At 38.3% G+C, this 23,122-nt stretch carries 24 protein-coding genes; 6 read left to right on the top strand and 18 right to left on the bottom strand.

Translation table 11 applies throughout. From position 1 onward, the window contains the following. Positions 1 to 173: 173 nt before the first annotated feature. The 10 genes from AC3WLU_RS17735 to yneA all read right to left on the bottom strand — a co-directional run bounded on the left by AC3WLU_RS17735 (position 174) and on the right by yneA (position 8,017). Complete coding sequence (locus AC3WLU_RS17735; RefSeq protein WP_106027899.1) at positions 174 to 1,295, bottom strand: NADH-dependent flavin oxidoreductase; 1,122 nt, start codon at positions 1,293 to 1,295, stop codon at positions 174 to 176. 82 nt (positions 1,296 to 1,377) lie between these two features. Then, entirely contained in the window at positions 1,378 to 1,692 is a 315-nt protein-coding gene (gene trxA / locus AC3WLU_RS17730; protein WP_034312928.1) for a thioredoxin, read from the bottom strand. A 49-nt stretch (positions 1,693 to 1,741) separates the two neighbouring features. Next, on the bottom strand, positions 1,742 to 2,125 hold the full coding sequence (locus AC3WLU_RS17725) for an IDEAL domain-containing protein (RefSeq protein ID WP_057276124.1): 384 nt from the start codon (positions 2,123 to 2,125) through the stop codon (positions 1,742 to 1,744). 100 nt (positions 2,126 to 2,225) lie between these two features. Then, complete coding sequence (locus AC3WLU_RS17720; protein ID WP_034312932.1) at positions 2,226 to 2,645, bottom strand: RrF2 family transcriptional regulator; 420 nt, start codon at positions 2,643 to 2,645, stop codon at positions 2,226 to 2,228. 816 nt (positions 2,646 to 3,461) lie between these two features. Continuing rightward, positions 3,462 to 3,677 carry a YneF family protein gene (locus AC3WLU_RS17715; protein WP_034312934.1) on the bottom strand — a complete coding sequence of 72 codons (216 nt, stop codon included), beginning with the start codon at positions 3,675 to 3,677 and terminating at the stop codon, positions 3,462 to 3,464. Positions 3,678 to 3,761: 84 nt separating this feature from the next. After that, on the bottom strand, positions 3,762 to 4,202 hold the full coding sequence (sirA, locus tag AC3WLU_RS17710) for a sporulation inhibitor of replication protein SirA (RefSeq protein WP_034312935.1): 441 nt from the start codon (positions 4,200 to 4,202) through the stop codon (positions 3,762 to 3,764). Positions 4,203 to 4,497: 295 nt separating this feature from the next. Further along, positions 4,498 to 6,501, bottom strand: a complete 2,004-nt coding sequence (gene tkt / locus AC3WLU_RS17705) for a transketolase (RefSeq protein WP_057276125.1) — start codon at positions 6,499 to 6,501, stop codon at positions 4,498 to 4,500. A 229-nt stretch (positions 6,502 to 6,730) separates the two neighbouring features. Continuing rightward, entirely contained in the window at positions 6,731 to 6,964 is a 234-nt protein-coding gene (locus tag AC3WLU_RS17700) for a DUF896 domain-containing protein (RefSeq protein ID WP_034312941.1), read from the bottom strand. Between the two features lie 65 nt (positions 6,965 to 7,029). Beyond that, positions 7,030 to 7,686 carry a YneB family resolvase-like protein gene (locus tag AC3WLU_RS17695; RefSeq protein WP_034312943.1) on the bottom strand — a complete coding sequence of 219 codons (657 nt, stop codon included), beginning with the start codon at positions 7,684 to 7,686 and terminating at the stop codon, positions 7,030 to 7,032. Positions 7,687 to 7,705: 19 nt separating this feature from the next. Further along, positions 7,706 to 8,017, bottom strand: coding sequence for a cell division suppressor protein YneA (yneA, locus tag AC3WLU_RS17690; RefSeq protein WP_082854661.1), 312 nt, complete (start codon positions 8,015 to 8,017; stop codon positions 7,706 to 7,708). Between the two features lie 154 nt (positions 8,018 to 8,171). Here yneA and lexA point away from each other — a divergent pair, with 154 nt between their 5' ends. Then, complete coding sequence (gene lexA, locus AC3WLU_RS17685) at positions 8,172 to 8,795, top strand: transcriptional repressor LexA (protein WP_034312948.1); 624 nt, start codon at positions 8,172 to 8,174, stop codon at positions 8,793 to 8,795. A 477-nt stretch (positions 8,796 to 9,272) separates the two neighbouring features. Here lexA and AC3WLU_RS17680 read toward each other — a convergent pair whose 3' ends face one another. Continuing rightward, positions 9,273 to 10,805: an esterase/lipase family protein gene (locus tag AC3WLU_RS17680; RefSeq protein WP_283930850.1), complete on the bottom strand. Its 1,533-nt coding sequence runs from the start codon at positions 10,803 to 10,805 to the stop codon at positions 9,273 to 9,275. A gap of 731 nt (positions 10,806 to 11,536) precedes the next feature. Beyond that, complete coding sequence (locus AC3WLU_RS17675; RefSeq protein ID WP_034312951.1) at positions 11,537 to 11,761, bottom strand: helix-turn-helix transcriptional regulator; 225 nt, start codon at positions 11,759 to 11,761, stop codon at positions 11,537 to 11,539. Between the two features lie 134 nt (positions 11,762 to 11,895). Here AC3WLU_RS17675 and AC3WLU_RS17670 point away from each other — a divergent pair, with 134 nt between their 5' ends. Further along, positions 11,896 to 12,534 (top strand): LexA family protein, encoded by a 639-nt coding sequence (locus tag AC3WLU_RS17670; protein ID WP_187049242.1) that lies wholly within the window; start codon positions 11,896 to 11,898, stop codon positions 12,532 to 12,534. A gap of 356 nt (positions 12,535 to 12,890) precedes the next feature. On the opposite strand, the gene AC3WLU_RS17665 is transcribed toward AC3WLU_RS17670, so the two are convergent. Next, a complete protein-coding gene (locus AC3WLU_RS17665) occupies positions 12,891 to 13,580 on the bottom strand; it encodes an N-acetylmuramoyl-L-alanine amidase (protein WP_413002513.1) in 690 nt (229 codons plus the stop codon). A gap of 486 nt (positions 13,581 to 14,066) precedes the next feature. Here AC3WLU_RS17665 and AC3WLU_RS17660 point away from each other — a divergent pair, with 486 nt between their 5' ends. Together AC3WLU_RS17660 and AC3WLU_RS17655 are read left to right on the top strand one after the other, a co-directional pair. Next, on the top strand, positions 14,067 to 14,981 hold the full coding sequence (locus tag AC3WLU_RS17660; protein WP_492597654.1) for an aminoglycoside phosphotransferase family protein: 915 nt from the start codon (positions 14,067 to 14,069) through the stop codon (positions 14,979 to 14,981). Positions 14,982 to 15,091: 110 nt separating this feature from the next. Continuing rightward, positions 15,092 to 15,427 (top strand): CotD family spore coat protein, encoded by a 336-nt coding sequence (locus AC3WLU_RS17655; RefSeq protein ID WP_413002509.1) that lies wholly within the window; start codon positions 15,092 to 15,094, stop codon positions 15,425 to 15,427. Positions 15,428 to 15,490: 63 nt separating this feature from the next. Here the strand turns inward: AC3WLU_RS17655 and AC3WLU_RS17650 are convergent, their stop codons facing one another. Further along, positions 15,491 to 15,952 (bottom strand): GNAT family N-acetyltransferase, encoded by a 462-nt coding sequence (locus AC3WLU_RS17650; protein WP_106027894.1) that lies wholly within the window; start codon positions 15,950 to 15,952, stop codon positions 15,491 to 15,493. A 1,720-nt stretch (positions 15,953 to 17,672) separates the two neighbouring features. Continuing rightward, positions 17,673 to 17,933, bottom strand: a complete 261-nt coding sequence (locus tag AC3WLU_RS17645) for a beta clamp domain-containing protein (RefSeq protein ID WP_098864509.1) — start codon at positions 17,931 to 17,933, stop codon at positions 17,673 to 17,675. Between the two features lie 193 nt (positions 17,934 to 18,126). On the opposite strand from AC3WLU_RS17645, the gene AC3WLU_RS17640 reads away from it, so the two are divergent. Continuing rightward, a complete protein-coding gene (locus tag AC3WLU_RS17640; RefSeq protein WP_054396540.1) occupies positions 18,127 to 18,456 on the top strand; it encodes a DMT family transporter in 330 nt (109 codons plus the stop codon). A gap of 25 nt (positions 18,457 to 18,481) precedes the next feature. Beyond that, entirely contained in the window at positions 18,482 to 18,829 is a 348-nt protein-coding gene (locus AC3WLU_RS17635) for a DMT family transporter (RefSeq protein ID WP_057276133.1), read from the top strand. A gap of 47 nt (positions 18,830 to 18,876) precedes the next feature. Here AC3WLU_RS17635 and treR read toward each other — a convergent pair whose 3' ends face one another. From treR to treP, 3 genes are all read right to left on the bottom strand, one after another. Beyond that, positions 18,877 to 19,590 carry a trehalose operon repressor gene (treR, locus tag AC3WLU_RS17630; RefSeq protein ID WP_057276134.1) on the bottom strand — a complete coding sequence of 238 codons (714 nt, stop codon included), beginning with the start codon at positions 19,588 to 19,590 and terminating at the stop codon, positions 18,877 to 18,879. 31 nt (positions 19,591 to 19,621) lie between these two features. Then, entirely contained in the window at positions 19,622 to 21,292 is a 1,671-nt protein-coding gene (gene treC, locus AC3WLU_RS17625; RefSeq protein WP_278089204.1) for an alpha,alpha-phosphotrehalase, read from the bottom strand. An 81-nt stretch (positions 21,293 to 21,373) separates the two neighbouring features. Beyond that, positions 21,374 to 22,825 carry a PTS system trehalose-specific EIIBC component gene (gene treP / locus AC3WLU_RS17620; protein ID WP_063576661.1) on the bottom strand — a complete coding sequence of 484 codons (1,452 nt, stop codon included), beginning with the start codon at positions 22,823 to 22,825 and terminating at the stop codon, positions 21,374 to 21,376. Between the last annotated feature and the right edge of the window lie 297 nt (positions 22,826 to 23,122).

The raw sequence follows: 23,122 nt of genomic DNA, 5'->3' as shown, positions 1-23,122 counted from the left end.
CCGAATCAGCTTAGAAATAGAATGCTCAGTTATTCATTCGGACTCAATTTAAAATCACTATTTAGATTCTCATTCATATAAATGACTTTTCCATACATAAAAACCCGGATAAGAACACTTTTTTATGTGTTTCTTAACCGGGTTATATAACCAAACAGTACTTTTACGAACTTTTATTCAATCCCCGGAAACCATCCTGGAGAGTGGATGATCGCTTGCCATAATGGGTCTGGAATATCAAGCTGCTGCTGATTTTCTTTGTTTATTTTGGTCACGATTTCAGCTTCTCTGCCTTGTTCCACTTTTTGTACCCATTCAGGATCAATTATGATTTCACGCCCTAATGCAATTAACGGAACCCCCGATTGCAGTGCTTTGATCGCATCATCTGCTGTATAGATGGAACCAACACCAATTAATGGAACTTGATCTCCGATACGTTCTTTAATGATCTCTATCCGAGGTCGGTCAACGTCGGTTCCCCGTCTTGCTTTCGACCAGAAATCCATTAATGAAACATGAAGATAATCCAGATCCTTTGTTACAAGCCCATCAATTAATGCAAGTGTATCATCCATTGTGATTCCTGGTGTTTCCGGTTCTTCCGGTGAAAAACGGTAACCTACGATGAACGGATCCTTGGCATGGTTGGCAACCGCCTTTTTCACTTCATCCACAACCGCTAATGGAAAAGTCAGGCGCTTTTCAAGAGAACCGCCCCACTTGTCTTCACGACGGTTCGAATGCGGCGAAAAGAATTGCTGTAGCAAGTAACCATTTGCACCGTGAATCTCGACACCGTCAAATCCCGCTTCAATGGCACGTCTGGTGGTTTCACCAAAGTCGAGAATGATCGATGCTATTTCCTTTTCAGATAGTGGACGTGGAACTGCTTTCCCTTCACCTTCCGATGGGATGTTACTTGCACTGACAACATCACCATTTACCAATTCGGGTGGAACCTCTCGGCCGCCATGAAAGATTTGGAGAATTGCCTTTGCCCCTTTCGCTTTAATCGCTGATGCCAAACGACTTAGACTAGGTATCAATTCATCCTGATCTCCGCCAAATTCCCCGTGAAAACCTTTGCCATTAGCTGTCACGTAAGTACATGCCGTTATAACCATGCCGACCCCGCTTGACCGACGTTCATAATAGTTGACTTCGGCGTCGGTTACAGTCCCGTCAGGATTAGAAGAGAAATTTGTCATAGGTGCCATCACCAATCGATTTTTCACTTCTAATTTCTTTCCTAAATTGAACGATTCAAATAATGGTGTATATTTAGAATTCATTTAGCAATCCTCCATTTAGTTACCCACCCTGTTGGTTGGTATAAGTCCTTAATTAAATATCATCCGCGTATTATGATTATAATCATGCATACTTTGCGATTAATGCCGAAATGGCTTCTTTTGGCTGGAAGCCAATAGCTTGATCTACCTTTTCTCCATCTTTGAATAGAATAAGAGCTGGAATTCCCATCACTCCATATTCGCTCGTCGTATCTGAATTTTCATCCACATTAAGTTTAACGATCTTAACCTGATTACCCATTTCCTCATCTATTTCATTAAGAACTGGGGCAATCATTTTACACGGACCGCACCATGGGGCCCAAAAGTCAACCAATACTAAGCCTTCCTTGATTTCACTAGCAAAATTATCATCTGTAACATGTTCTATTGTCATGATCATTTCCTCCTTGTATTATCCGAAATATTACTGATCTTTACTCACACTATTTAAAATCGAGTTTTGCGATTCTATTTCCCGGGATTTGAACCTCTGATTTCCGGGCAGTTATTTTCGGGTGGATTTTGATGGATTCCAATTTACCGGATAACTCCATAAACCATGTTTCATCTTTAGAAAGTAAAGCCAAATCAATTAAGGCCAAAAGATGAGCTTCGTTACTGACTTCTAGATCCGGCAGTTTTTCAGTCCATTTACTCGGAATCCAAATCGATTTCCCAACCGCTTTTTCATTGTCACTTTCAACTACATTCACTTTAACGATTTCTCGATTATCGCTTACGTTTTCAACGAAACCATGGATAAGTTCCCCATCTCTTGATTTTCCCTGTACCCAATCCCCATTTTTGAACAGATTGTTTTCAACCATTTCCTTAGCACCCCTTTTATGTTCATTTAATATTAAAACTATAGTTATTAACTGTATTAATAAAATATACATTTTGTGCAAAGAAAAAACTAAATCAATATCACGGACATTGTTTAATTTTTTCCAAAAATGTGCTGAGAGTTATATCTTCTAAATATTTTTCAAAATATAATTCAGCTTCATCAAATATTTGATCCATGACTACCTGGGTATTTGAAGATATGACACATTTTTTCTCCGGATCGCCTGTACACCACTTTGGTTTCAGGGTTCCATGTGAGACCGCTATATAAATATCCGCCAAACTTACCTCTTCAGGGTTACAGTCTAGAATATAGCCTCCGCCCACACCTTCTTTAGTCTTAACAAATCCTTTTTTTCTTAAGCTGCTCATCATTTTCCGAATCCTAGCCGAGTTTGTACAAACGTTTTCTGCGATGGACTCACTGCTTGCCATATGATCTGGTAGATAAGCTAAATAGACCAAACTATGCACAGCTATTGTAAAATCACTATTCACTTTACGTATCCTCCTCAAGGAGATTACTGTAATATTAATATTTACAGTTGATAAAGTCAACTCAAAAACCTCAACAGCTTCCTCCATTATATTTGATCAATTTAGTATTGCAGTGAAATCCCCACTTTACCCTTTTAATATTGCCCAAGTTAATGAGCCTTAAAGTAAGACTTGGTGGTAATATTTATCCCTTAATTATAGATACACTAAATTGACAACGAATCCATTCTTTCTTCATGAATGGTTTTTCTATTTACAAACATTCAAATAAAAAACACCCGATTACTCGGATGATTACTTTAATCAATTTTTATAATCACTAACTCATTAATGGTTTAGCGCTTAAATAAAAAGATTAATAGAAAAGTTTTATTATTTTTTACATTTAGATTTCAATTTGAATTTTGATTCCCATTTATTGTCTTTAAATTTACATTTGTGTTCAAATTTAAGCTCACACATAGGAAAACACACCTTACATTTTTTCACAAAATCATTTATCATTATAACCACCCTCCTTAATACTATATATGCATCTTTTGATAGAAAGTGTGGACAAGTATAATTTTTTGGCGAATTTACTTTCCAAATAAAAAAGCCTCACATAGATGGAGGACTTACATTACCATTCCAAAACAAAAACCACCTTTTCTGAATCATTCATTCAGAAAAAGTGGCTTAAGAAACAAAAATGAAAGATAAACCAAAATTTTATATAAAATCGGTAGAAGGATTAGACTAAATCCATTTCGATATTATATAAAATTTTGCATCCAATCTTCCAAGAACATTGATATATCAAGGTTTCATGCTATCTTATTTTGTTTGTTGTTTATTCATGGCGCTCATCATTTGATTAATTTTCTTTTGGGATGGTTTCATACCCATTTGCATCATCATCATTTTCAACATTTGTTCGTTAATTGGCGGATTTTTCTTTAAGTAATCCATCATGTATTTACGAGCGATGAAAAATCCCAGCACTACTCCAGCAATCAATGCCAGTACGCCAACTAGAATGTAAACCCACATACTATTTCCTCCTTCATGTTGTCTAACATCAGTGTACTAGACCAAAGGTTATTATACAATACCCGCTACCGAAAAGTCCCCCATTTAGACAAATTTTCTTTCTTTTATCGGTTTTAACCAACCGTATTTTTCATGTTCAAAATCAATGGCCAGAAAACTCGCTTCATATTTTCGAATACTTTCAAAGAAAGCCGTTTCCGCTTCATAGTCTCCTTCAGCTTCAAGAGTAATGGAATCATTCTGAATGATTAAAACGGCTTTACTTGATCCGTTTGTTTTTTCTAAATAGTATTTTCCATTTTGAGTCCAATAATTCATCTTTTTTTGCAAACGTTGTTCAATAGCTAACTGCAACTGGATAATCGGGACTTTTTTGGTGACATATTCGATTTGTTTTTGCAAAATACTCTTTAGTCTGCCCCTTGCTTGAATATATTCCAAAAACAAATTGAAAAATAGCTTTTCTCTTCCATAATAATGATGGGCAAATTCATCTTCGATTAAATAAATTTGATAGGTTCTCATCAGCCAATGCCTCCTAGCTTTCCTATTTTGGTACGAAACATCTAACCACCAGCACCCTGTCCACTATTTTCCACTATTGATGACTTTCCCCTTTAACTGACACATTTAAACGAAATTTATTTATTCTCATTATATATTGACAAACAAAAAAGATATGTTGTTTGCTGGAGAAATTTTCTTCTTTTTTTGTCGAATGGAAGATTTCCTTTAGTATAGAAGCACATTCAATATATAATAGGACTCTTTTGATAAAAAAACTGACACCAATCTAGTTGGTGTCAGTTCCGCATTATTGTTATTTAAGCATTTCTTTAACAAGAGCAACTACATTTTCTACAGTGAAACCGAATTCCTCCATGATTTTACCGCCTGGTGCAGAAGCTCCAAAATGATTGATGGCCAATATTTCACCCTCATCACCTGCATAACGATCCCAGCCAAACGGTGAAGCCACTTCGATAGCTAAACGTTTTTTCACTGCCGGATTGATTACGCTTTGTTTATATTCTTTTGATTGAGTTTCAAATCGGTCCCATGATGGCATGCTGATTACCGCAACATCAATTCCTTCGTTCGCTAAAGCTTCCTGTGCTTTCACAGCCAAGTTCACTTCGGAACCAGTCGCAAGAAGTAATGCATCGGCTACTTCTTTCTTAGAAGCAGAGATGATGTAAGCACCTTTTGAAACACCTTCATACGCAGTTTCGGAAGTGCCTTTTATTGTTGGCAATCCTTGACGAGTCAGTACAAGAGCAGTTGGTTTATTTGTAGACTCCATAGCCACTTTCCAGGCTGCTGCCGTTTCATTGCCATCAGCTGGACGGATTACCCCTAGGTTAGGCATTGCACGCAATGATGCTAATTGTTCGATTGGCTCATGAGTCGGTCCGTCTTCCCCTACAGCAATGCTGTCATGGGTGAACACATAATTAACAGGCAGTCCCATCAGCGCTGCCATTCTTATGGCAGGACGTAGATAATCAGAGAATACGAAGAATGTTCCTCCATATACTTTTAAGCCACCATGAAGTGCCATTCCATTTAAAGCCGCACCCATAGCGAATTCACGTACACCGAACCATATATTACGGCCACTGTAATTACCAGGTAATAGATCTGTCTCACCTTTGATGGCAGTATTATTAGACCCGGCTAAATCCGCAGAACCCCCAATGAAGCTAGGGACCTTTTTGGCGATCGCATTCAGTACTTCCCCACTTGAAGCACGGGAAGCTAATGTCTTACCTTCTTCATAGACTGGAATTTCCTGATCCCATTCAGCAGGCAGTTCACCTTTAATTGCAAGCTCTAATTGCTGTGCTAACTCAGGATGTGCTTCTTTGTAATTTTTAAATAATTCATTCCAAGCTTCTTCTTTTTGAGCTCCTGCATCAACAACAGCTTCATTGAAGTGTGAATACACTTCTTCAGGTACATGGAAGTCCTTTTCGAATGTCCATTTGTATGCTTCTTTTGTCAATTTAAGCTCATCTGCACCAAGCGGAGCGCCGTGAACGGCAGATTTACCTGAACGATTTGGTGAACCGTAACCGATAACCGTTTTCACTTCGATTAATGTTGGGCGTGCTTCGTCGGTTTTCGCTTCTTCAATCGCTTTAGCAATTTCCTGAAGATCATTGCCATCCTCAACGCGGATATATTGCCATCCATAAGATTTGAACCGGTCTGCTACGCTTTCACTAAATGATTGACTTAAGTCGCCGTCAAGGGAAATATCATTAGAATCATATAAAACAACAAGTCTTCCCAGTTGTAGATGTCCAGCTAATGAAGCGGCTTCTGCAGAAACACCTTCCATTAAATCTCCATCCCCACAAATGCTATATGTATAATGATCGACCACATTATAAGAATCGCGGTTATAGCTTTCTGCCAAGTGACGTTCTGCCATTGCCATTCCGACTGCCATTGCGATACCTTGTCCAAGCGGCCCGGTAGTTGCATCCACACCAGCCGTATGTCCGAATTCAGGATGTCCTGGAGTTTTACTGCCCCATTGACGGAAGCTTTTCAAATCATCGATAGATAAGCCATAGCCTGATAAATGAAGAAGGCTGTATAACAGCATAGAACCATGTCCAGCTGAAAGAACAAAGCGATCTCTATTAAACCAATCTGGATTTTTCGGGTTATGGTTCATATATTCGGTCCATAGTTTATACGCCATTGGCGCAGCCCCCATTGGCATACCTGGATGGCCGGAATTAGCCTTTTCAATTGCATCAATTGATAATGTACGAATCGTATTGATAGAAAGTGCATCTAATTTATCTAACATATTGTAAAAACATCCCTTCCTGTAATGTACCTCTTTATATTATAGTGACAAGCATAATATCACAACTAAAATCACTATTTAATGCCCCAATATTACAATTTTCTAGGAATAAGAAGTCACCTATTTAGATTAAACTAAATAGGAGAATACATACATGAATGCACTCTCTTTTTACTCCAAAATGCCAAAGAATCCTCAAATGGAATATTCCATCAGAAGAATCCAAGCATTAATGTAAATTTCGTTTTTCTTTTATATTTTTTATCTTTTGAGGAGTGACGTCATTACCCTCTGGATCCACGACTTTCACATGCTCCAACGTGTCGGACATGGATTTTCTGAATGTTTCCAAATACTCACTTCTCAATTGGGTTTGCTCTTTCGCTTCAACTTCCGTCAAGCCTTCACCCTTTGCCTTTTTAGAAAGTTCATTTATACGGGCTATTTTTTCTTTTGATAACATAATTTCGCTCCTTCATAATCTGCGGATATTGTCATGGTATTAAAAAAAAAGCGAAATTACAAGTTCTATGATTTACTTTCCTTTGTATTCATTTGATGTTCGAGAAAACGCCTGTTCACAGTAGCCTTAGATACATTGTATCCAAAGCCCCTTAATGTGGCTGCGATTTCCGAGAATGTTAACCCATTGGCACGCAGTTTAATAATTTCTTCAATAGGAATCTCCATACGATCCCTTCCAGTGGAATTCCTTTGATTCTGAAGATTTTTTTGAGGACGGTACCCTTTTTCAACGGCTCTCATCATTCCGCGCTTTATTTTAAGATTATGTAGTTTCCTTTGATATTCTTCTACAATGCCCACTATCTGAATGACCATGGCATCCGAATCCGATAACTCCAGCTCTCCATCGTGTGAGAGAGTATAAATTTTCACATCTTCTTTAAGGATGACATGGAAAAGGGCTATTTTGGCATTCCCTCTTCCCAGTCTTGTTTCATCCTGGATTAAAAGCACTTCAGCTTCTTTGGTTTTAAATAGTTCGAGCATGTCAAAAATGCCATCCCGATTCAACTCATAACCACTTGCCTGTTCTTTTATAATGGAGACAACTTCCACATCCATCTTTTCAGCCAATTTGACTAATTCATCTTCCTGCCTTGCCAATGATGTTTCCTGTGACTCTTTTTCGGTGCTGACCCTACAATAGATTACCGCCTTCATAATACCCTACCTTTACTACTTACTGCTCACTGGCCAAATTCTGGACAAGTTCTTCCCCTTTAACCGGTATGACAATGACTTGTCCAGGCTTTATCGAATCCGCACTGACTCCATTATTCTCTTCTATCCAACCAATGAATTCTTTTTTTGTCAAATTTGATTCTTCATATTCTTCGGCAATTCCCCATAGGGTGTCACCCTCGCCTACTTCTATAGAAAGGAAATCCTTTTTTTGATCATTGTTCAATGTACAAGAGAATAAAATTGAAAAGATGAATACTGATCCCGCTAATAGAATCGTATAAATATAATTTTTGTATAATTTTTTCATAATAATCCCTCCAAAGCGAATGTTCGTTCGTATGTTATGATCAAATTATAATACGAACGTTTGTTTCAGTCAACAACAAATTCGAACTTATGTTTGTATAGAGATGGGGGCCATGCTATAATGTAGCAAAGAACATTGGGGAAGAGGTGCACAAATGACAAAACTATCAAAAAGGCAGCAAGATATTCTTGATTTCATTAAAGAAGAGGTCCGCCAAAAAGGGTATCCGCCTTCCGTACGGGAGATTGGCGAAGCAGTGGGACTTGCATCAAGTTCAACAGTACACGGACATTTATCCCGCCTGGAAAGTAAAGGCCTTATTAGACGTGACCCAACCAAGCCAAGGGCCATTGAAATAATGAATTTGGAGGAAGCGAACAATATTCCCAAAGTCAATGTCGTGAACGTGCCGTTACTTGGAAAAGTAACAGCGGGCATGCCGATAACGGCCATTGAGAACATTGAAGAATACTTTCCGCTTCCCGAAAGCATGGTTCCACATGATGACCATGTATTCATGCTGGAAATCATGGGTGAAAGTATGATAGAAGCAGGAATTCATGATGGAGATTATGTCATCGTGAAACAACAAAGCAGTGCCAATAATGGAGATATCGTCGTGGCGATGACGGAAGATGATGAAGCCACTGTAAAACGATTCTTTAAGGAACCGGATTACATAAGGCTTCAGCCTGAGAACTCAAATATGGAACCAATTATTTTACGAGATGTTTCGATACTTGGAAAAGTAATAGGCTTATATAGGCAAATACACTAAAAGCGCTTCCCGCGCTTTTTTTGATTGTTTAATTTATGTCCAGAATTCTCTCAATATGCATATAGAAGAGTAGATATTGAAATATTTTTTAATAGAATCTAGTTTCATGCGAATTTAAACATCCTTTATAAGGGATGAAAGTTACTATCGCCTTTCTCGTAATATTATACTTTGGAAAAAGCTCATTGAAATAAAAAAGAGAGGATTTAAAATCCCCACTTTAATAAGGTTTAGATCGACCAAGTCATTCCACTGTTGAATATGCACTTGTTGACAACCATTTGCAGGTGCAGGGAAAAAAATACATATATTTATTTTGCCCCGATAACAAACTTCCAACCATATCCATCAGAGACCCGTTGAATTAATACTTCAATAAGTAATTACGACCTGGCTGTTTCCATTGGCTGAATTACCATCTCCCTATTTACCCGTACCATCAAAATAATGCCTCCTCAACTAAGAGAAGGCATTTCGTTATTTCTCAATATAGACCGAACGAATCAGCGTCCGGGTTCTTTCAGTACCATCCCCATTTTTTTCCTTAACATCTATTGTTACATTATAAACACCTGACTTAGGTACTTCTGGAAGGGTGCCAGTAAAATTTTCAGTATCCATTGCCTTAATTGAGTTTTTTTCACTAATTTCATTACCGGTTTCATCTATCAGATGAACCAAAAATGTTGTACTGATTGGTCTTTTTTTATCATTCATTGGATTCTTTATTAAAAATTTTGCATCTTTTTGCTTAACTTTACCGGCCATACTTAATGTAATGGGATTCTTTTCGTTAAATTGTGCTGTGAACAGGAAGGCGTCTTTTGGCGATTTAGTCTTCATTCGTACTTTCCAGTCACCAATTTCAAGGTTATTTCTGTAGAATGATTGGATGGTTGCACCATTAAAAAAGGAAGTTTCATTTTTGGCTGAATGAACCTTTAAGGAAGGTGAATACTTTTTATTGGATGGAGAAATCAATTCAACCTCGACATCATTTGAGGCTGTATATATGCTTATATTACCTGGGGCAGCTTCATTTACATGGAAGCTTTGTTCGACCCAGGCATTTTGTTTCAGGACATCACCCAGAACGGTTTGAGCGAGTGCTGTTGTAATGACATCATCTTCAACTCGTTCTTTATAATTGACATGATATGCAGGAATCCCAGCGGTGGATGTGCTTTTTAAATAGGGTTCAATTCTTGAAAATACAGCTGAGCCAACTCGAATATTGTCGTGATCAAAGTTGGGATCCGTAAATAAATGTGTTGCATAGGGTATTTTTGTACTCCATACATTCACTAGTCCATCATTTTCCCCATATGATGATAAATATTGTCCCCCCATTGATAAGGCTGATAGTACCGGGCCTCTGTTCATACCTGCCACAGTGAAATACAAGTTTTTACGAGAGTTGATATGGTTATCCGTGACAGAACGAAATTCAGCCATTTTACCAACTTGTAAAGAATAAGTTCCCTCATCTTTTTGACCTAATAAGGAACCAAGCCAGCCCGCATACCAGCTATAAGCCAAATCAGCTAAGTGAGAACCATGATGTGGGGAGGCTAAAGTGATCACCCTTCCAACATATTGATGTGCTCCATAGTGGACTAGAGCCGCTTGGGTGTCTGGGCCCCCTTTGCTGTGCGCTATAATATTTACTTTTTTGCCCCCGAAATGGTTACTGATTTCTGAAAGCATTTGAGCTAAAAGCCTTCCATTGGCATATTGGCTCACTGACCCATTTCCAGCTGAATCATGAAGCTGAACAAAAACCGTTTGGTAGCCAGCTTCATACGCTTTGGTATACATATCATTGACACCATGATAATCCGTTTCGCCATACCAGCTGGTTGAACTGCCGTTTTTCCCTTGAACAAACACGATCGGTGGTTTGTTTGTATCAAGATTGGGAGGAATACTTCCAAGAAACCAATCCCCTGGACTGAAAGTTTCGGAGGGCGGTTTCAATTTTCCTGCTGAGGAAATGTCTGGCTTTGCCATAAATAATATGGTTAGAATGAGCACAAGAAAAACGACATAATTGATTACATTCCTTTTCAAGGGTTATCTCCTCCAATATCATCTGGAATTTTTTTGAACTCATCCAATTACAAATGCCCAGCTTCCATAGCCTTCATTAGTATATAATTGTACTTTTGCATACCATTACCTGCTATCTTCATAAAGATGGGAGAAAAAAACTAGAAGAAGTTTCATTTATAATAGAGAAAAAGTATGAAGATTTGACTTCCATTCATTTATGTATGTGTCTTTTTCATTTTATGAAGACGTGCTTTGGAGAAAACGGAATGCTGCCAATTCACGAAAATAGAGAACAAGCCCTTATCCTGCATAGGATAAGGGCTTGTTCATCCAGATTAACTTTTCCTTCGAATTTGCCATTGTCCATTTGCTCCTATTCATGGTGTTCAGAAGTCCGCCCTAAACATTAAGTAAATAATTTTCTTTAACGGCAATTGGCTGTCATTATTGGAATCTCAGTAACAATCGTATATTTGCACAAGAAGATTGGATTTGTACACCTTTAACTCCATACACGTATTTTACAAATGTTCTAATGTCAGCAGCTCCTATGCAACTTCAAAAGAATTATTTTCCCTTTCCTCTTTGTTCCCCCTTTCCATCGTTACTTGAATCTTGTCCTATGGAAGTCAGGATTGTATGGATTCAAATGGCCACTCTGTTGAGGAAATGCTGGTTCAATTGAAGTTTTAACTACATTTAAAGTGTAGGTCAGGGTCAAAAAAAATGATATCGTCAATCGAGAATCCTACACATTCAGCAAATAAATAAGCCTTATCGATTCGCAAAGGAATCTTATATTGCTCATAGTCAATGTAAGTCCTCTTGGCCATCTTCAGCACTTTAGCCATTTCATCTTGAGTTAATCCTTTATACTTCCTGGCTTGTTTAAGTGTGAACTTAACGCTTGTCATATCTTGTCACCCCCTATCTAAAAAAATAATATCACACTTGAAGTATAGTTACCAACATTTTTTCGCAAAATTCACGCACTTTTCGTTTACTCACTTTCACTCATAGTGTATATTCAAGTAAGAGGTGAAGAAATATGCACATTGGTGAACGGATTAAAATGTTAAGAAAAGAAAGAAAAATGACACAAGAAGATTTGGCAAAAGTATTAAAAGTAGCTCCTACGGCAGTATCAGCTTGGGAATCCGGACGGAATAAACCTTTAATGGATAAATTGAGCATGATGTCCACTTGTTTTGAAATACCGCTATCCCACCTCATTGAAGGAGCGCCTATCGTTAGAAATAATCCTGGAATGGAATTCCTAAATGAAAAAAATGTAAGATTAATTGGTGTCTACGGAAATATCCCCGCTGGAGAGCCTAATTTCACCAACGAATATATAGAAGCGTATATGCCGGCATTAAATTCGATGCTTAAATCGGATAAAGAATATTTTTTCCTTAGAGTGAATGGCAATAGCATGAATAAAGAATTCAGAGACGGATCATTGATTCTCGTTGAAAAAACAACCTACCTTGATAACGGGAAAATTGGAGTGGTCTTGGTAAATGGACACGATGCTACGGTCAAAAAAGTGAGAATCAATGAAGAAAACATCATACTCACTCCCTGCAGCACGGATCCTTTTTATGAAGAAAAAACCTATAACATAAAAAATGATAGAGTCCGTATTTTAGGAAAAGTGGTTCAAGCCATTAAAATATACGACTAATATCCAACTCGAGGGTTTATTACGGGAAGAAAGTAAAATAAATGAATAATGAGCAGCCATACATAGATTCAATTCTTTCAGTTTATCAACTTAATTGCTGCTGCATTTTAGGTACAAGCCATCATGGTTTGTGCTTTTTAGTATTGTCTTTTTATTTGTCTTTACATAAAATCCATTTAAATTTGTGTCAGCCCATAAAAAAAAGGCATACCTTACATACGGAAGGACCGAATCAGGACGGCAGAATGTAGAGTTTTTCATTACATGTATATTCCTGAATCAAAAAGGCCCCTCTCTTTTTGAGAAGAGCTTACTGTGTGGTGTGCTTCTGGAAGGTATAAATAATTATTAATTATTCATTTCACCCGCAGTTTCTGGTTAACCGTAATGGTGTACTGACTGTCAAGACCGTTCCAATCTTTAATTTGCTGAACCGTACTGCCATAAGAATTGCTTAAGGAATATACTGTATCCCCACTAACGACAGTGTGGTATACAGCTGTACTTTTCTTAGTTAGATTGAAGCATTTAACTAAACCGTTTACATGTCCGCGAGCCAGTGATTCGATAAAGGATGACGTTTTCAACTTTGCTGCGTCATTTACATTATCGATAAATCCATTTTCAGTCAGGAGTGCAGGCATGTCCGTTTCACGGAGTACATGTAAATCTCCTGTTTTTTGTCCTCTGTCCTGGATGTTGATAAGCTTCATGACCTCTGAATGAATATGATCTTGATACTCTTTCGTTATCTGGTTAGTAGACGTATAAATGTAATCCTCGTACCCGGTTCCGCCGCCTGCATTAATGTGGATGGAGAGAAAAAAGTCAGCTCCCCACGCGTTCGCTGCATTCGTACGATCGTTTAAGGTGGGGAAGGTATCTTGGGTCCTGCTTATTTTCACAGAAACGTTATTATATTCTATCAATAAGATGTCTTTAATTCGGGTTGCAATGTTTAAAGTTAAATCCTTTTCTCTCAATCCATTTCCGACCGATCCTGAATCCGTACCGCCATGGCCGGGATCAATAAATACTTTCACCATTTCTATCACCTCTATTAATCTTATGTTACGTATTAACAAATGCTTGTACACATAACTATCGGATTAAAGAAATTCTGCCGTTCTCAAAAAAAAAACACCCCCTAAAGGTGAAGTGGCATTATATGATGTCATTCGCCCAATGGTGGGGAATTCTTTGAAAAAGACTTTCTCTATTTTTTTACTTTCGCATTTGGAATTTTTGGAGAATAAGCCATCTATAATCTAAGGAACAAGAAGATTGAGGGATATTAAAAAAGTCAACATTAACACAAATTTATCGGTTTTTGGTTTGCTGTTTCCACTAATATTATATTGTAGTGTCCCTTTCGTAGTTTCCACTTTATATTTTTCTAATTTCAATGTCAGCACACCCCACTTTGTTTAGATTAATTACGTGTGTAACAAGCTATTGTGTTCATTTATAAAAACTGCTAAATGGATTCTTTGAATTTTTTACATTGTAGGGATTCTAAAAGGAGAGATCGTATGATAAATGAATATGATAAGTTTGAACAATTAGTTAAAAAGTTGGATCAAGGAAACAAGCTAATTCGCGCATGGGAATTAATGGGCGGAATTTCTGCAAATGTGACAGGACTGGAAATATTACAATCGTCAGGGCGGATCGTAAAAATGATCGTTCGTCAGCATGGTGATAATGACTTGAAACGGAATCCAAATATTGCTTCATTTGAACACAAGCTCTTAGGGATATTGAAAGCTGCCGGTTTGCCTGTACCAATGCCCTATTACTTTGAGCAATCCTGCGAGATATTTTCCAAGCCATGCATACTTATCGAGTTTATTGAGGGTAAATCAGAATTCACCCCCTCAAATCTTAATGATCATATCTTGCAATTGGCAATCAATCTAGCAAAAGTCCATCGTGTTAATTGTGCAAATCTATCTTTATCATTCATGCCTAAACTGGAAAATACATATGTCGAGATGTTAAATAATAAAGATAGGGTAATCCTTGACGAAACATTAAATTTGAGCTTGATTAGAGATCTGCTGAAATCCTCCATGCCGCTACCCTCCATGAATAAGGAAGTGATTCTTCATGGTGATTATTGGCCAGGAAATATATTATGGAAAGAGGATACACTAGTTTCCATAATTGATTGGGAAGACTCTGGTTTAGGGGACCCTTTGACTGACCTTGCCAATAGTCAACTCGAAATTTTATATCATTTTGGAATGCAAGCGATGAATGACTTCACCAATCGATATAAATCCATGATGCCAGAGGTGAATTTTACAAACCTACCCTTCTGGCAATTATTTGCCGCATTGCGGTTATCTACATTTCCCGAATGGGGCTTGGAAAAAAGCAAGGAAAATATCTGGCGGAAAAGACACAAGTCATTTGTTTGTGAAGCGATTAACCGAATTCGGTAAATTAATGTTTATTCATTTTTTTTGAAAATGATTGAAGGATCTGATATGCCCGTAATTTTTGATAAAGGCATTTATACCAGTCCCTTTATCATTTATTTTCATAAACTATAATGACTTTCAAAAAAACCCCAGGAGGTGTTTACATGTATAATAAGCCCTGGGGGCATCCGAAAGGCGGTCAATGTCGACCACAATATTGCCCACCTCACAGAATGCCCACTCAATATAATCCATCTCAAACCTCCCCGACCAAGCAATATGTTAAAACCAATGTCATTAACACTGTTATTCCGGTTTTTCACCCGACACATACAACAACCGTGAATAAACACTTCAACACCTATATACCGCATACCCGAAGTATCGTAAAAGAGTGTTATTCACAAAGTTTTGTTTGTGGAGTACCTCAGCCCCCCAGTTATTCGAGGAGAATGTTAAGATATTAATTAAAAAAACCCCGAATCGGGGTTTTTTATTAATTCCTTCAAACTCATTGAGTTACAAAGGATTTACAACTGTCTGAATGCAAACTCCCTATACTTTTTAAAATTTTGTTTCTTATAAAACTCCTTTGCTGCCATGTTTTCAAACCAATAATCCAGTTCTATTAAATCTATATCATTCTTTTTAGCAATATCATAGACCTCATTCATTAGTTTTTTACCGTAACCTTTATGGGTTTGACCTTCAATGATACTAAGCTGATGCACATATACTGATTTATACTCATTTTTAAAAACACTTTCAGGATAGTTTTTAATTTCAATCCATGCGTAACCAATTGGCACTTCATGATCTTTTAAAACTAGAAAAACAAAATTATCATTTTCAACCAAATTTTTAAAAGTTTCTTTCATTGCATTATAATTATATTCCTTAAAATACTTAGGATATAGTTTTGCATGCAGATTGTGAACATTTCGATTTAATTTTGCAATTACTTCATGATCCCTGGATTGACTTACATACATAATTATCCCCCCTGCCTATACTATATTACAATCAAGCAACGTCACATTCCAAAAACAATCCTAGCCACTATTTGAAAAGTTAGTTCAGGAAGGCAAAAAAATCAGGTCCTTATTTCAATCGCTTCGCCACCACAAGCTGCTGGCTATGGATCTTAGAGAACTTGCCTAAATGAAGGAACACTAATCTTATTAAAGCAGATGGAGCTTCTGATGAAACGCTTACGGCTTATCCGAAAGCCAAACTTGTCTGCCGCTGGCTTTCTTAAGGCAATCTATGAATTGTACTTACTATAAGGAATCCTATTTTCATAGGATAACGTCAGCCAAGTGAAAAGGGTATCGGAAACGGTTATGAGCGAAAAAAATATTACGGATAAAGTATTCTAAATGTCCTGCATATGTAATAGTTGAATATGTGAGTTCAAGCACGATAAAACACGATCCTTCCTTCTTGAAAGCGGGATAAGGATCATGAGCTTTACCACTTAATAGCGCGACCCTTTCCTTCCTGCACGGTTTGATTTTGGACATTCGAAATACGTGTTTTAATAAGGGTGCTAGTACACGCTAAAAGTGGTTACCTACTTCGCACTAGGGAACATTGTTTAAACGCCAATATGGATGATATTCCGTTGATTTTTTCACAGTTGGGTATACCTTAAAACGGAGCCATATAATCATGCCGGATTAACCAAAGACTTTTGTTAAGCTTTGATTTAAGGGTCTTTAGTTGAATAAGTAGTAAAAAGGGGTCTTCATACAGAAGATCCCTTCAGATTGTGGACAAACTCGATGAAAATCGAGTTTGTCTATTTTTATGGCTTTTACAATTTGGACGTTGATTGGAACGTAGGGCACTCGCTTTCCGCGGGCGGTCGGGGAGCCTCCTCGGCTTTCGCCTGTGGGGTCTCCCCTAGACGCGCTTTTCTAAGCAGGAGTCTCGAACACCCGTTCCAATCAACTTTGTCTTACCTTGATAGAACACTTTTTCCTAGATTCATTTTTGTTTTAAAATAGAAGTATTAATGAGTATGCTTTCTATACATGATTCTATTCAGCGAGATCAACTTGAAATGATTACTTTAGATCAACTGGGGACACTGAAAAAAACACGTGAAGCGCTACTCCTTCCGGGGAAAACTTCAGCTTAATCCCTACTTGCGTTTAGCAGTAGATCCTTCTCTATCTCAAGATCTAAAAGGAAAAGAATTATTGCCATAGTATATGAATTTTTAGCAGTTGGATGTACAATTCCACTTCTTGCGCCAATAAGTGAAACCTCCCCGTTTATAGGAAAAACAATTGGCGGTCAAGGTTTCCTTCTTGGAGCGTTCCTAACTGGACATAGGAGAAATACACCCTACTAACAAACCAATAGTGAGTATTTTGCTATTGGTGGATCACATGAATATTATATATTCTATCGAGGTATATCTTAAAATAAACCATGTCTTTACAGAGGTTCTTCAGACTGTCGACTGGTTTTTCCATTCAATTGATGGACGGATGTATCTGGCTAGATGAAAGGTTCTACCTTTACCTTCGAAATCAAGTGCCGGCCTTACACCAAGAATGAAGACCTTTTTTCTATCTCTATGAATATAATGGGTCCAGATTTTACTGGATCTCTTTTTCTTGGTGATTGACTGTTACCATATCTTCCACCTGAAGTAATAGGCTGTTGCCGTTCCCCCGTTATTCGTTTCTTAGGCTTTGTTCCTCAGTATGTTCTCACTGGTGATATAAGATGACGATAGGAGGAATTTTCGCTTGGCTCGATTAAGACAGGTCTCATTGGACCGCCAAAACTTAGCTTTACCTCGTTTTCTTTTATCGCTTTTAAGGCATCCAATAAAAAACTTCCATCAAGTGATACACTTCCCCCCGCCTCACCTCTGATTGACTTGATGCTTTGCGTTTCTTCTATTTTCCCTAATTCCGATGAATTAGAAGATATCCTTAACTTACTATTATCAAGGATTTCGGTCGGAGGGGGCGGCTTATTGTATCACTTTCAGTCTTATAATGAGCGTAACTGGAAACTTTCTGCCATGACAGAAAATATGTAACTGAATATAGGTGGTATGGGTTTAATATGAGTCCTTTAGATGTTAAGATTCTTGGGGGAAGAGATTGAAAAATAGTAAGTAATATATATATAGGAGGAGTTCATCTTGAATCCTTATGCATTTTTGGCAATTGCCATCCTAAGTGAAGTGTTTGGCAGTTCGATGTTAAAAGTATCAAACGGGTTTAAAAGGTTATTCCCTTCCATTGGTGTGGTTATTGGGATGGGTTTGGCTTTTTATTGCCTATCGTTATCTTTAATAACCATCCCGCTTGGCACGGCTTATGCCATTTGGTCGGGAATAGGCACAGCTTTAACTGCTTTAGTGGGAGTTATCGTTTATAAAGAAAGCTTTAACCTGAAAAAATTTTTAGGTTTAGTCCTGATCATTGGCGGAGTGGTTGTATTGAAACTCTCTAGTGAAGGCACTTCTTAACAATTTAGTAATCGGAGGTAACAATATGAAAGGATACATAGCTTTAGGAATTTCAATCATAAGCGAAGTATTTGGTACGACCATGCTTAAGCTGTCTGAAGGCTTCACTCATTTATCCGCTACATTTGGGGTTATGATAGGATTTGGTATAGCATTCTATAGTTTATCTGTATGTCTTAAAACAATTCCGTTAAGCTTAGCTTACGCCATTTGGTCAGGAATAGGCACAGCTTTAACAGCATTGATTGGCGTACTTTTATGGAATGAGCCATTCAGTATCACTACATTAGGCGGCTTAGTATTAATAATTGGCGGAGTGGTTTTACTAAATGCTTCCCATACCTCCAAACAAGCGGAAGGAGAATCAAACTGAGTTTGACTCTCCTCCTCTCCCCGCTCATTCAAACATATCAGTAGACTTCACCAAGTTCTCCGTGCAAAGTCCGTGAACTTGAATTTATCGGGTCTATGCCTGGATTCGCTATACTGAAACAAGCTTCCATCGATTAAATGGACCGTACTTTTCACAACTGCCACCATATCGAAGTCTTCAATGTCCAATAATTGTTTATCTTCTTCACTGCATGGCTCCACGGTAATTTCCTTATTTGAAAAACCAATCTGGAGCCCAAGTTCCTTTTCGATATATCCATAAATCGAATCCTCACAAATTTCTTTTGACAGGTTGCTTACGAACTCGCTTTTGAAATAGTCTTTGTCCAGGATGATTTTCTTCCCATTGATTTGCCGAATCCGGAAAACCTTCCATACTTTACCATCATCAGTTAAGTCTAGAAGCTTGGCCATATTTGAGTCGGGGGTCTCAAGCTCCAACTTATGAATGATCGTTTTGGAATGCAAATTCAACTTTTCCACCATTTCTTTATAGGAAATCAACCCTGCTACAGGAAAATTAAATTTGCTGAAATCCAAGACAAATGAACCCTTGCCTTTGATTTTATGGATATATCCATTTTGTTCAAGCAACTGTAAGGACTTTCTCACAGTATCCCTGGATATGTCATACTCTTCCATGAAGCTGCTTTCGGAAGGAAGCTTTGAATTTATCGGAAAGGTTCCCTCTTCAATTTTTGAAACGATATCACCATATAGCGATAGATATTTGCTGTTCATTTCATCACCACAATATATTTTTCTTAGTCTGCTACTCGTCCTTTTTCAACAAATAGACAACCGATTCATAGGGACGGAGGATAAAATCACCTGCAAGTTCTTTCGAATCGATATAGTTTGAGAGCAGAAGCTCTGAGTTGTACCCGGATAGGTCAATATCATTTGGTATTTCGAAGGACGCTTCTTTTGCATAAAAGTTATTGATGACCAAAAGTTTCTCGTTTTCATAACTGCGTATATAAGCGAACAAAGCGTCATGGTCGCCAAGAATTTCCTGATAGTCCCCATATGCAATGATATCATGTTTCTTGCGTAAGAATATAAGTTTTTGGTAATGATGAAAAATGGAATCCTGATCCATCAGTGCGTGTTCAGCGTTGATGTTTTTAGCATGATCAGGCACTGCAATCCATGGAGTCCCTTTTGTAAAGCCTGCATGCTCCGCATTTTCCCACTGCATGGGAGTTCTCGAGTTATCACGGGATTTAGCTTGAAGGATTTCGATTATTTCCTTTTCATCCTTGCCTGCCTCTTTTAAAATATTGTAATAATTAATCGATTCCACGTCCCGGTATTGTCCAATATCATTGAATTTCGGGTTGGTCATCCCTATTTCCTCCCCTTGATAAATATAAGGGGTTCCCCTAAGCATATGAATGGCTGTTGCCAGCATCTTGGCAGATTCGTTATGATACTCTTGATCATTCCCGAACCTGGATACAATCCTCGGCTGGTCATGGTTGCACCAGAACAAGGCATTCCATCCATTTCCTTCTTGCATCCCATATTGCCAGCTGCTTAGGATCTCCTTTAACTGACTGAAGTCAAAATCTGCAAGTGACCACTTTTCCCCATCCTTATAATCCACCTTTAAATGATGGAAACTGAATACCATGGACAGCTCCTTTTCAACTGGAGCTGAATATTTGATGCAATGGTCAATGGTCGTCGATGACATTTCCCCTACAGTCATCACCTCTTCATCCTTCCCGAAAGTTTCTTCATTCATCTCTTTTAGGAATTGATGAATCTTGGGACCATCTGTATAAAAGCATCGTCCATCTCCATCTTTATCATTTTCATAGATGTCAGGTTTCGAAATAAGATTGATGACATCCAAACGGAATCCTTTGACACCTTTATCCAGCCAGAAGTTTACTATATTGAAGATTTCCTGCCTCACTCTGGGATTTTCCCAATTAAGGTCAGCTTGTGTTCGATCGAACAAATGGAGGTAGTATTCATCATGTTCCGCTACATATTCCCATGCAGGACCTCCGAATTTCGAAATCCAATTGGTAGGGGGCTCTCCATCTTTCGATTTCTTGAAAATATAATAGTCCTTATATTCTTTATCTCCAGCCAATGCTTTTTGGAACCATTCATGCTCTGTTGATGTATGGTTGAATACCATATCCAACATGATTTGGATATCCCGCGAATTCGCCTCTTTCACCAATCTTTCGAAATCATCCATCGTCCCAAAAACAGGATCAATGGATGTATAATCGGCTACATCATATCCATTATCATTTTGCGGTGAACGATAAAAAGGGGTGAGCCAAATATAATCCACTCCCAGTTTATTCAGATAATCAAGTTTTTCAATAACACCATTTATGTCCCCGATGCCGTCACCGTTCGAATCCTTAAATGATTTCGGATAAATTTGATAGATGGTACTTTTTTTAAAATCCTTCATTGTAATTCCTCCTCTTCGATCCCCGATGTATCTTTCGTAAGTATCGTAAAAAAGAGGGAGAATGCTTCTCCCTCCGCGTTATCAAGCATTTAATTTCGTTGTTTTCGTTCTAGTTTTCAAGTTCATATTAGGACGTTTGGAGAATGCTATAGTCAAAATGAATGGCACAACGAATGCGACCAGCATCGCAAGTGCAAACATTCCCATATGCTGCGGCTGGATGGATAGGATACCTGGAATCCCTCCAACACCGATTGAGTTTGCCATCACTCCAGATCCGACTGAAACGATGCCTGCGAAAAGTGAACCGATCATACCGGCTAAGAACGGAAAGCCGTATTTCAAGTTAATGCCGAACATGGCTGGCTCGGTTACACCGAGATAACAAGAAATCGTGGCAGGTATGGAAACCTGTCTCTCCTCCTGGTCCTTTCTGTTGATGTAAATCATTGCTAGCACTGCCGTACCTTGTGCAATATTGGATAACGCGATCATCGGCCATAGGTTCGTACCGCCAAGTTCACTCATAAGCTGAAGATCGATTGCGTTTGTCATGTGATGCAGGCCTGTGATGACAAGCGGTGCATAGGCAAAGCCGAAAACGGCAGCAAATAGCCAGCCAACTGATGAAGTCAACCCGGAATATACAATCGTAGAAATGACAGAACCGATTTTCCAGCCTATAGGCCCCAGAATGGTATGGGCGATGATTACAGTTGGAAGTAACGCGAAAAATGGAACGACGATCATGGAAATGGAATTGTGCACTTTATCTCTCAAGAACCGTTCTAAATACGCCAAGACGAACCCTGCAAGTATCGCTGGTATGACTTGAGCCTGGTAGCCGATCATATCGACATGGGCAAAACCGAAATCCCAAAAAGGTATATCACTTGCCTTTGTGTTTGCCACTGCATATGCATTAAGAAGCTGTGGGGAAACCAGGGTCAAACCAAGGACGATGCCGAGAATTTGAGTCGTGCCCATTTTCTTCGAGATCGACCATGTAATCCCAACAGGTAGAAAATGAAAAATAGCTTCACCTATAAGCCAAAGGAAGGCGTGTACCCCTCCCCAAAATTGTGAAATATCCACAAGGGTCTTTGTACTGTCATCGAACATTTTAATATCCCCGATGATATTGCGGAATCCAAGAATGAGTCCGCCAACGACTATGGCAGGAATCAGCGGGGTGAAAATATCCGCAAGATGAGCAATCATACGCTGCAGCCAGCTCATATTCTGTTTTGCTGCATTTTTCACATCTTCTTTTGACGCTTCCTGAAGTCCAGCTATGGAAACGAATTCATTATAAAACGATGACACTTCGTTCCCGATTATGACCTGAAACTGGCCAGCTTGTGTAAAAGTTCCTTTCACAAGCTTAATCGATTCGATATTCGTTACATCCGCCTTGGCGGGATCTTTCAACGCAAAACGCATTCTTGTTGCACAATGCGTAACCGTCGCAATATTTTCTTTCCCTCCGACATGTTGAAGCAAATCCGTTGCTGGTTCTGTGTATTTACCCATTTCACTACTTCCTTTCCCTAGAAAGCAAAATATAGTTGTTTTTATAACCTGTACGTATAGGTTCTGTATACGCTTTCATATTATCCTGTACGTACAGGATATGTCAAGAATTTTTTCCCCCACTTTAAAAGAATTGATTATCATGGACTTTCATTTACGATTCTGTTCTTGCACATTTGGATTTTGATAGCATTCATATTATCCCGTGATTTTAGACGAGTAGCTGAAAAATTCAGAAATAAGGTATAATGAAGATATAACCTCTCAATTTATATTTTAATGGTTAGAATTTAGCAG

The organism is Peribacillus sp. FW305-BF15 (genome assembly GCF_058783805.1).
The sequence above is the reverse complement of the archived record's forward strand: the minus strand, read 5'-3'. Positions and strand labels throughout refer to the sequence as shown.

What these genes read in the sequence shown, in the direction of transcription:
- AC3WLU_RS17735 (WP_106027899.1), bottom strand. Translation starts at nt 1,295, where the DNA reads ATGAATTCTAAATATACACCATTATTTGAATCGTTCAATTTAGGAAAG.
- trxA (WP_034312928.1), bottom strand. Translation starts at nt 1,692, where the DNA reads ATGACAATAGAACATGTTACAGATGATAATTTTGCTAGTGAAATCAAG.
- AC3WLU_RS17725 (WP_057276124.1), bottom strand. Translation starts at nt 2,125, where the DNA reads ATGGTTGAAAACAATCTGTTCAAAAATGGGGATTGGGTACAGGGAAAA.
- AC3WLU_RS17715 (WP_034312934.1), bottom strand. Translation starts at nt 3,677, where the DNA reads ATGTGGGTTTACATTCTAGTTGGCGTACTGGCATTGATTGCTGGAGTA.
- sirA (WP_034312935.1), bottom strand. Translation starts at nt 4,202, where the DNA reads ATGAGAACCTATCAAATTTATTTAATCGAAGATGAATTTGCCCATCAT.
- tkt (WP_057276125.1), bottom strand. Translation starts at nt 6,501, where the DNA reads ATGTTAGATAAATTAGATGCACTTTCTATCAATACGATTCGTACATTA.
- AC3WLU_RS17700 (WP_034312941.1), bottom strand. Translation starts at nt 6,964, where the DNA reads ATGTTATCAAAAGAAAAAATAGCCCGTATAAATGAACTTTCTAAAAAG.
- AC3WLU_RS17695 (WP_034312943.1), bottom strand. Translation starts at nt 7,686, where the DNA reads ATGAAGGCGGTAATCTATTGTAGGGTCAGCACCGAAAAAGAGTCACAG.
- yneA (WP_082854661.1), bottom strand. Translation starts at nt 8,017, where the DNA reads ATGAAAAAATTATACAAAAATTATATTTATACGATTCTATTAGCGGGA.
- lexA (WP_034312948.1), top strand. Translation starts at nt 8,172, where the DNA reads ATGACAAAACTATCAAAAAGGCAGCAAGATATTCTTGATTTCATTAAA.
- AC3WLU_RS17680 (WP_283930850.1), bottom strand. Translation starts at nt 10,805, where the DNA reads ATGGCAAAGCCAGACATTTCCTCAGCAGGAAAATTGAAACCGCCCTCC.
- AC3WLU_RS17675 (WP_034312951.1), bottom strand. Translation starts at nt 11,761, where the DNA reads ATGACAAGCGTTAAGTTCACACTTAAACAAGCCAGGAAGTATAAAGGA.
- AC3WLU_RS17670 (WP_187049242.1), top strand. Translation starts at nt 11,896, where the DNA reads ATGCACATTGGTGAACGGATTAAAATGTTAAGAAAAGAAAGAAAAATG.
- AC3WLU_RS17665 (WP_413002513.1), bottom strand. Translation starts at nt 13,580, where the DNA reads ATGGTGAAAGTATTTATTGATCCCGGCCATGGCGGTACGGATTCAGGA.
- AC3WLU_RS17660 (WP_492597654.1), top strand. Translation starts at nt 14,067, where the DNA reads ATGATAAATGAATATGATAAGTTTGAACAATTAGTTAAAAAGTTGGAT.
- AC3WLU_RS17655 (WP_413002509.1), top strand. Translation starts at nt 15,092, where the DNA reads ATGACTTTCAAAAAAACCCCAGGAGGTGTTTACATGTATAATAAGCCC.
- AC3WLU_RS17650 (WP_106027894.1), bottom strand. Translation starts at nt 15,952, where the DNA reads ATGTATGTAAGTCAATCCAGGGATCATGAAGTAATTGCAAAATTAAAT.
- AC3WLU_RS17635 (WP_057276133.1), top strand. Translation starts at nt 18,482, where the DNA reads ATGAAAGGATACATAGCTTTAGGAATTTCAATCATAAGCGAAGTATTT.
- treR (WP_057276134.1), bottom strand. Translation starts at nt 19,590, where the DNA reads ATGAACAGCAAATATCTATCGCTATATGGTGATATCGTTTCAAAAATT.
- treC (WP_278089204.1), bottom strand. Translation starts at nt 21,292, where the DNA reads ATGAAGGATTTTAAAAAAAGTACCATCTATCAAATTTATCCGAAATCA.
- treP (WP_063576661.1), bottom strand. Translation starts at nt 22,825, where the DNA reads ATGGGTAAATACACAGAACCAGCAACGGATTTGCTTCAACATGTCGGA.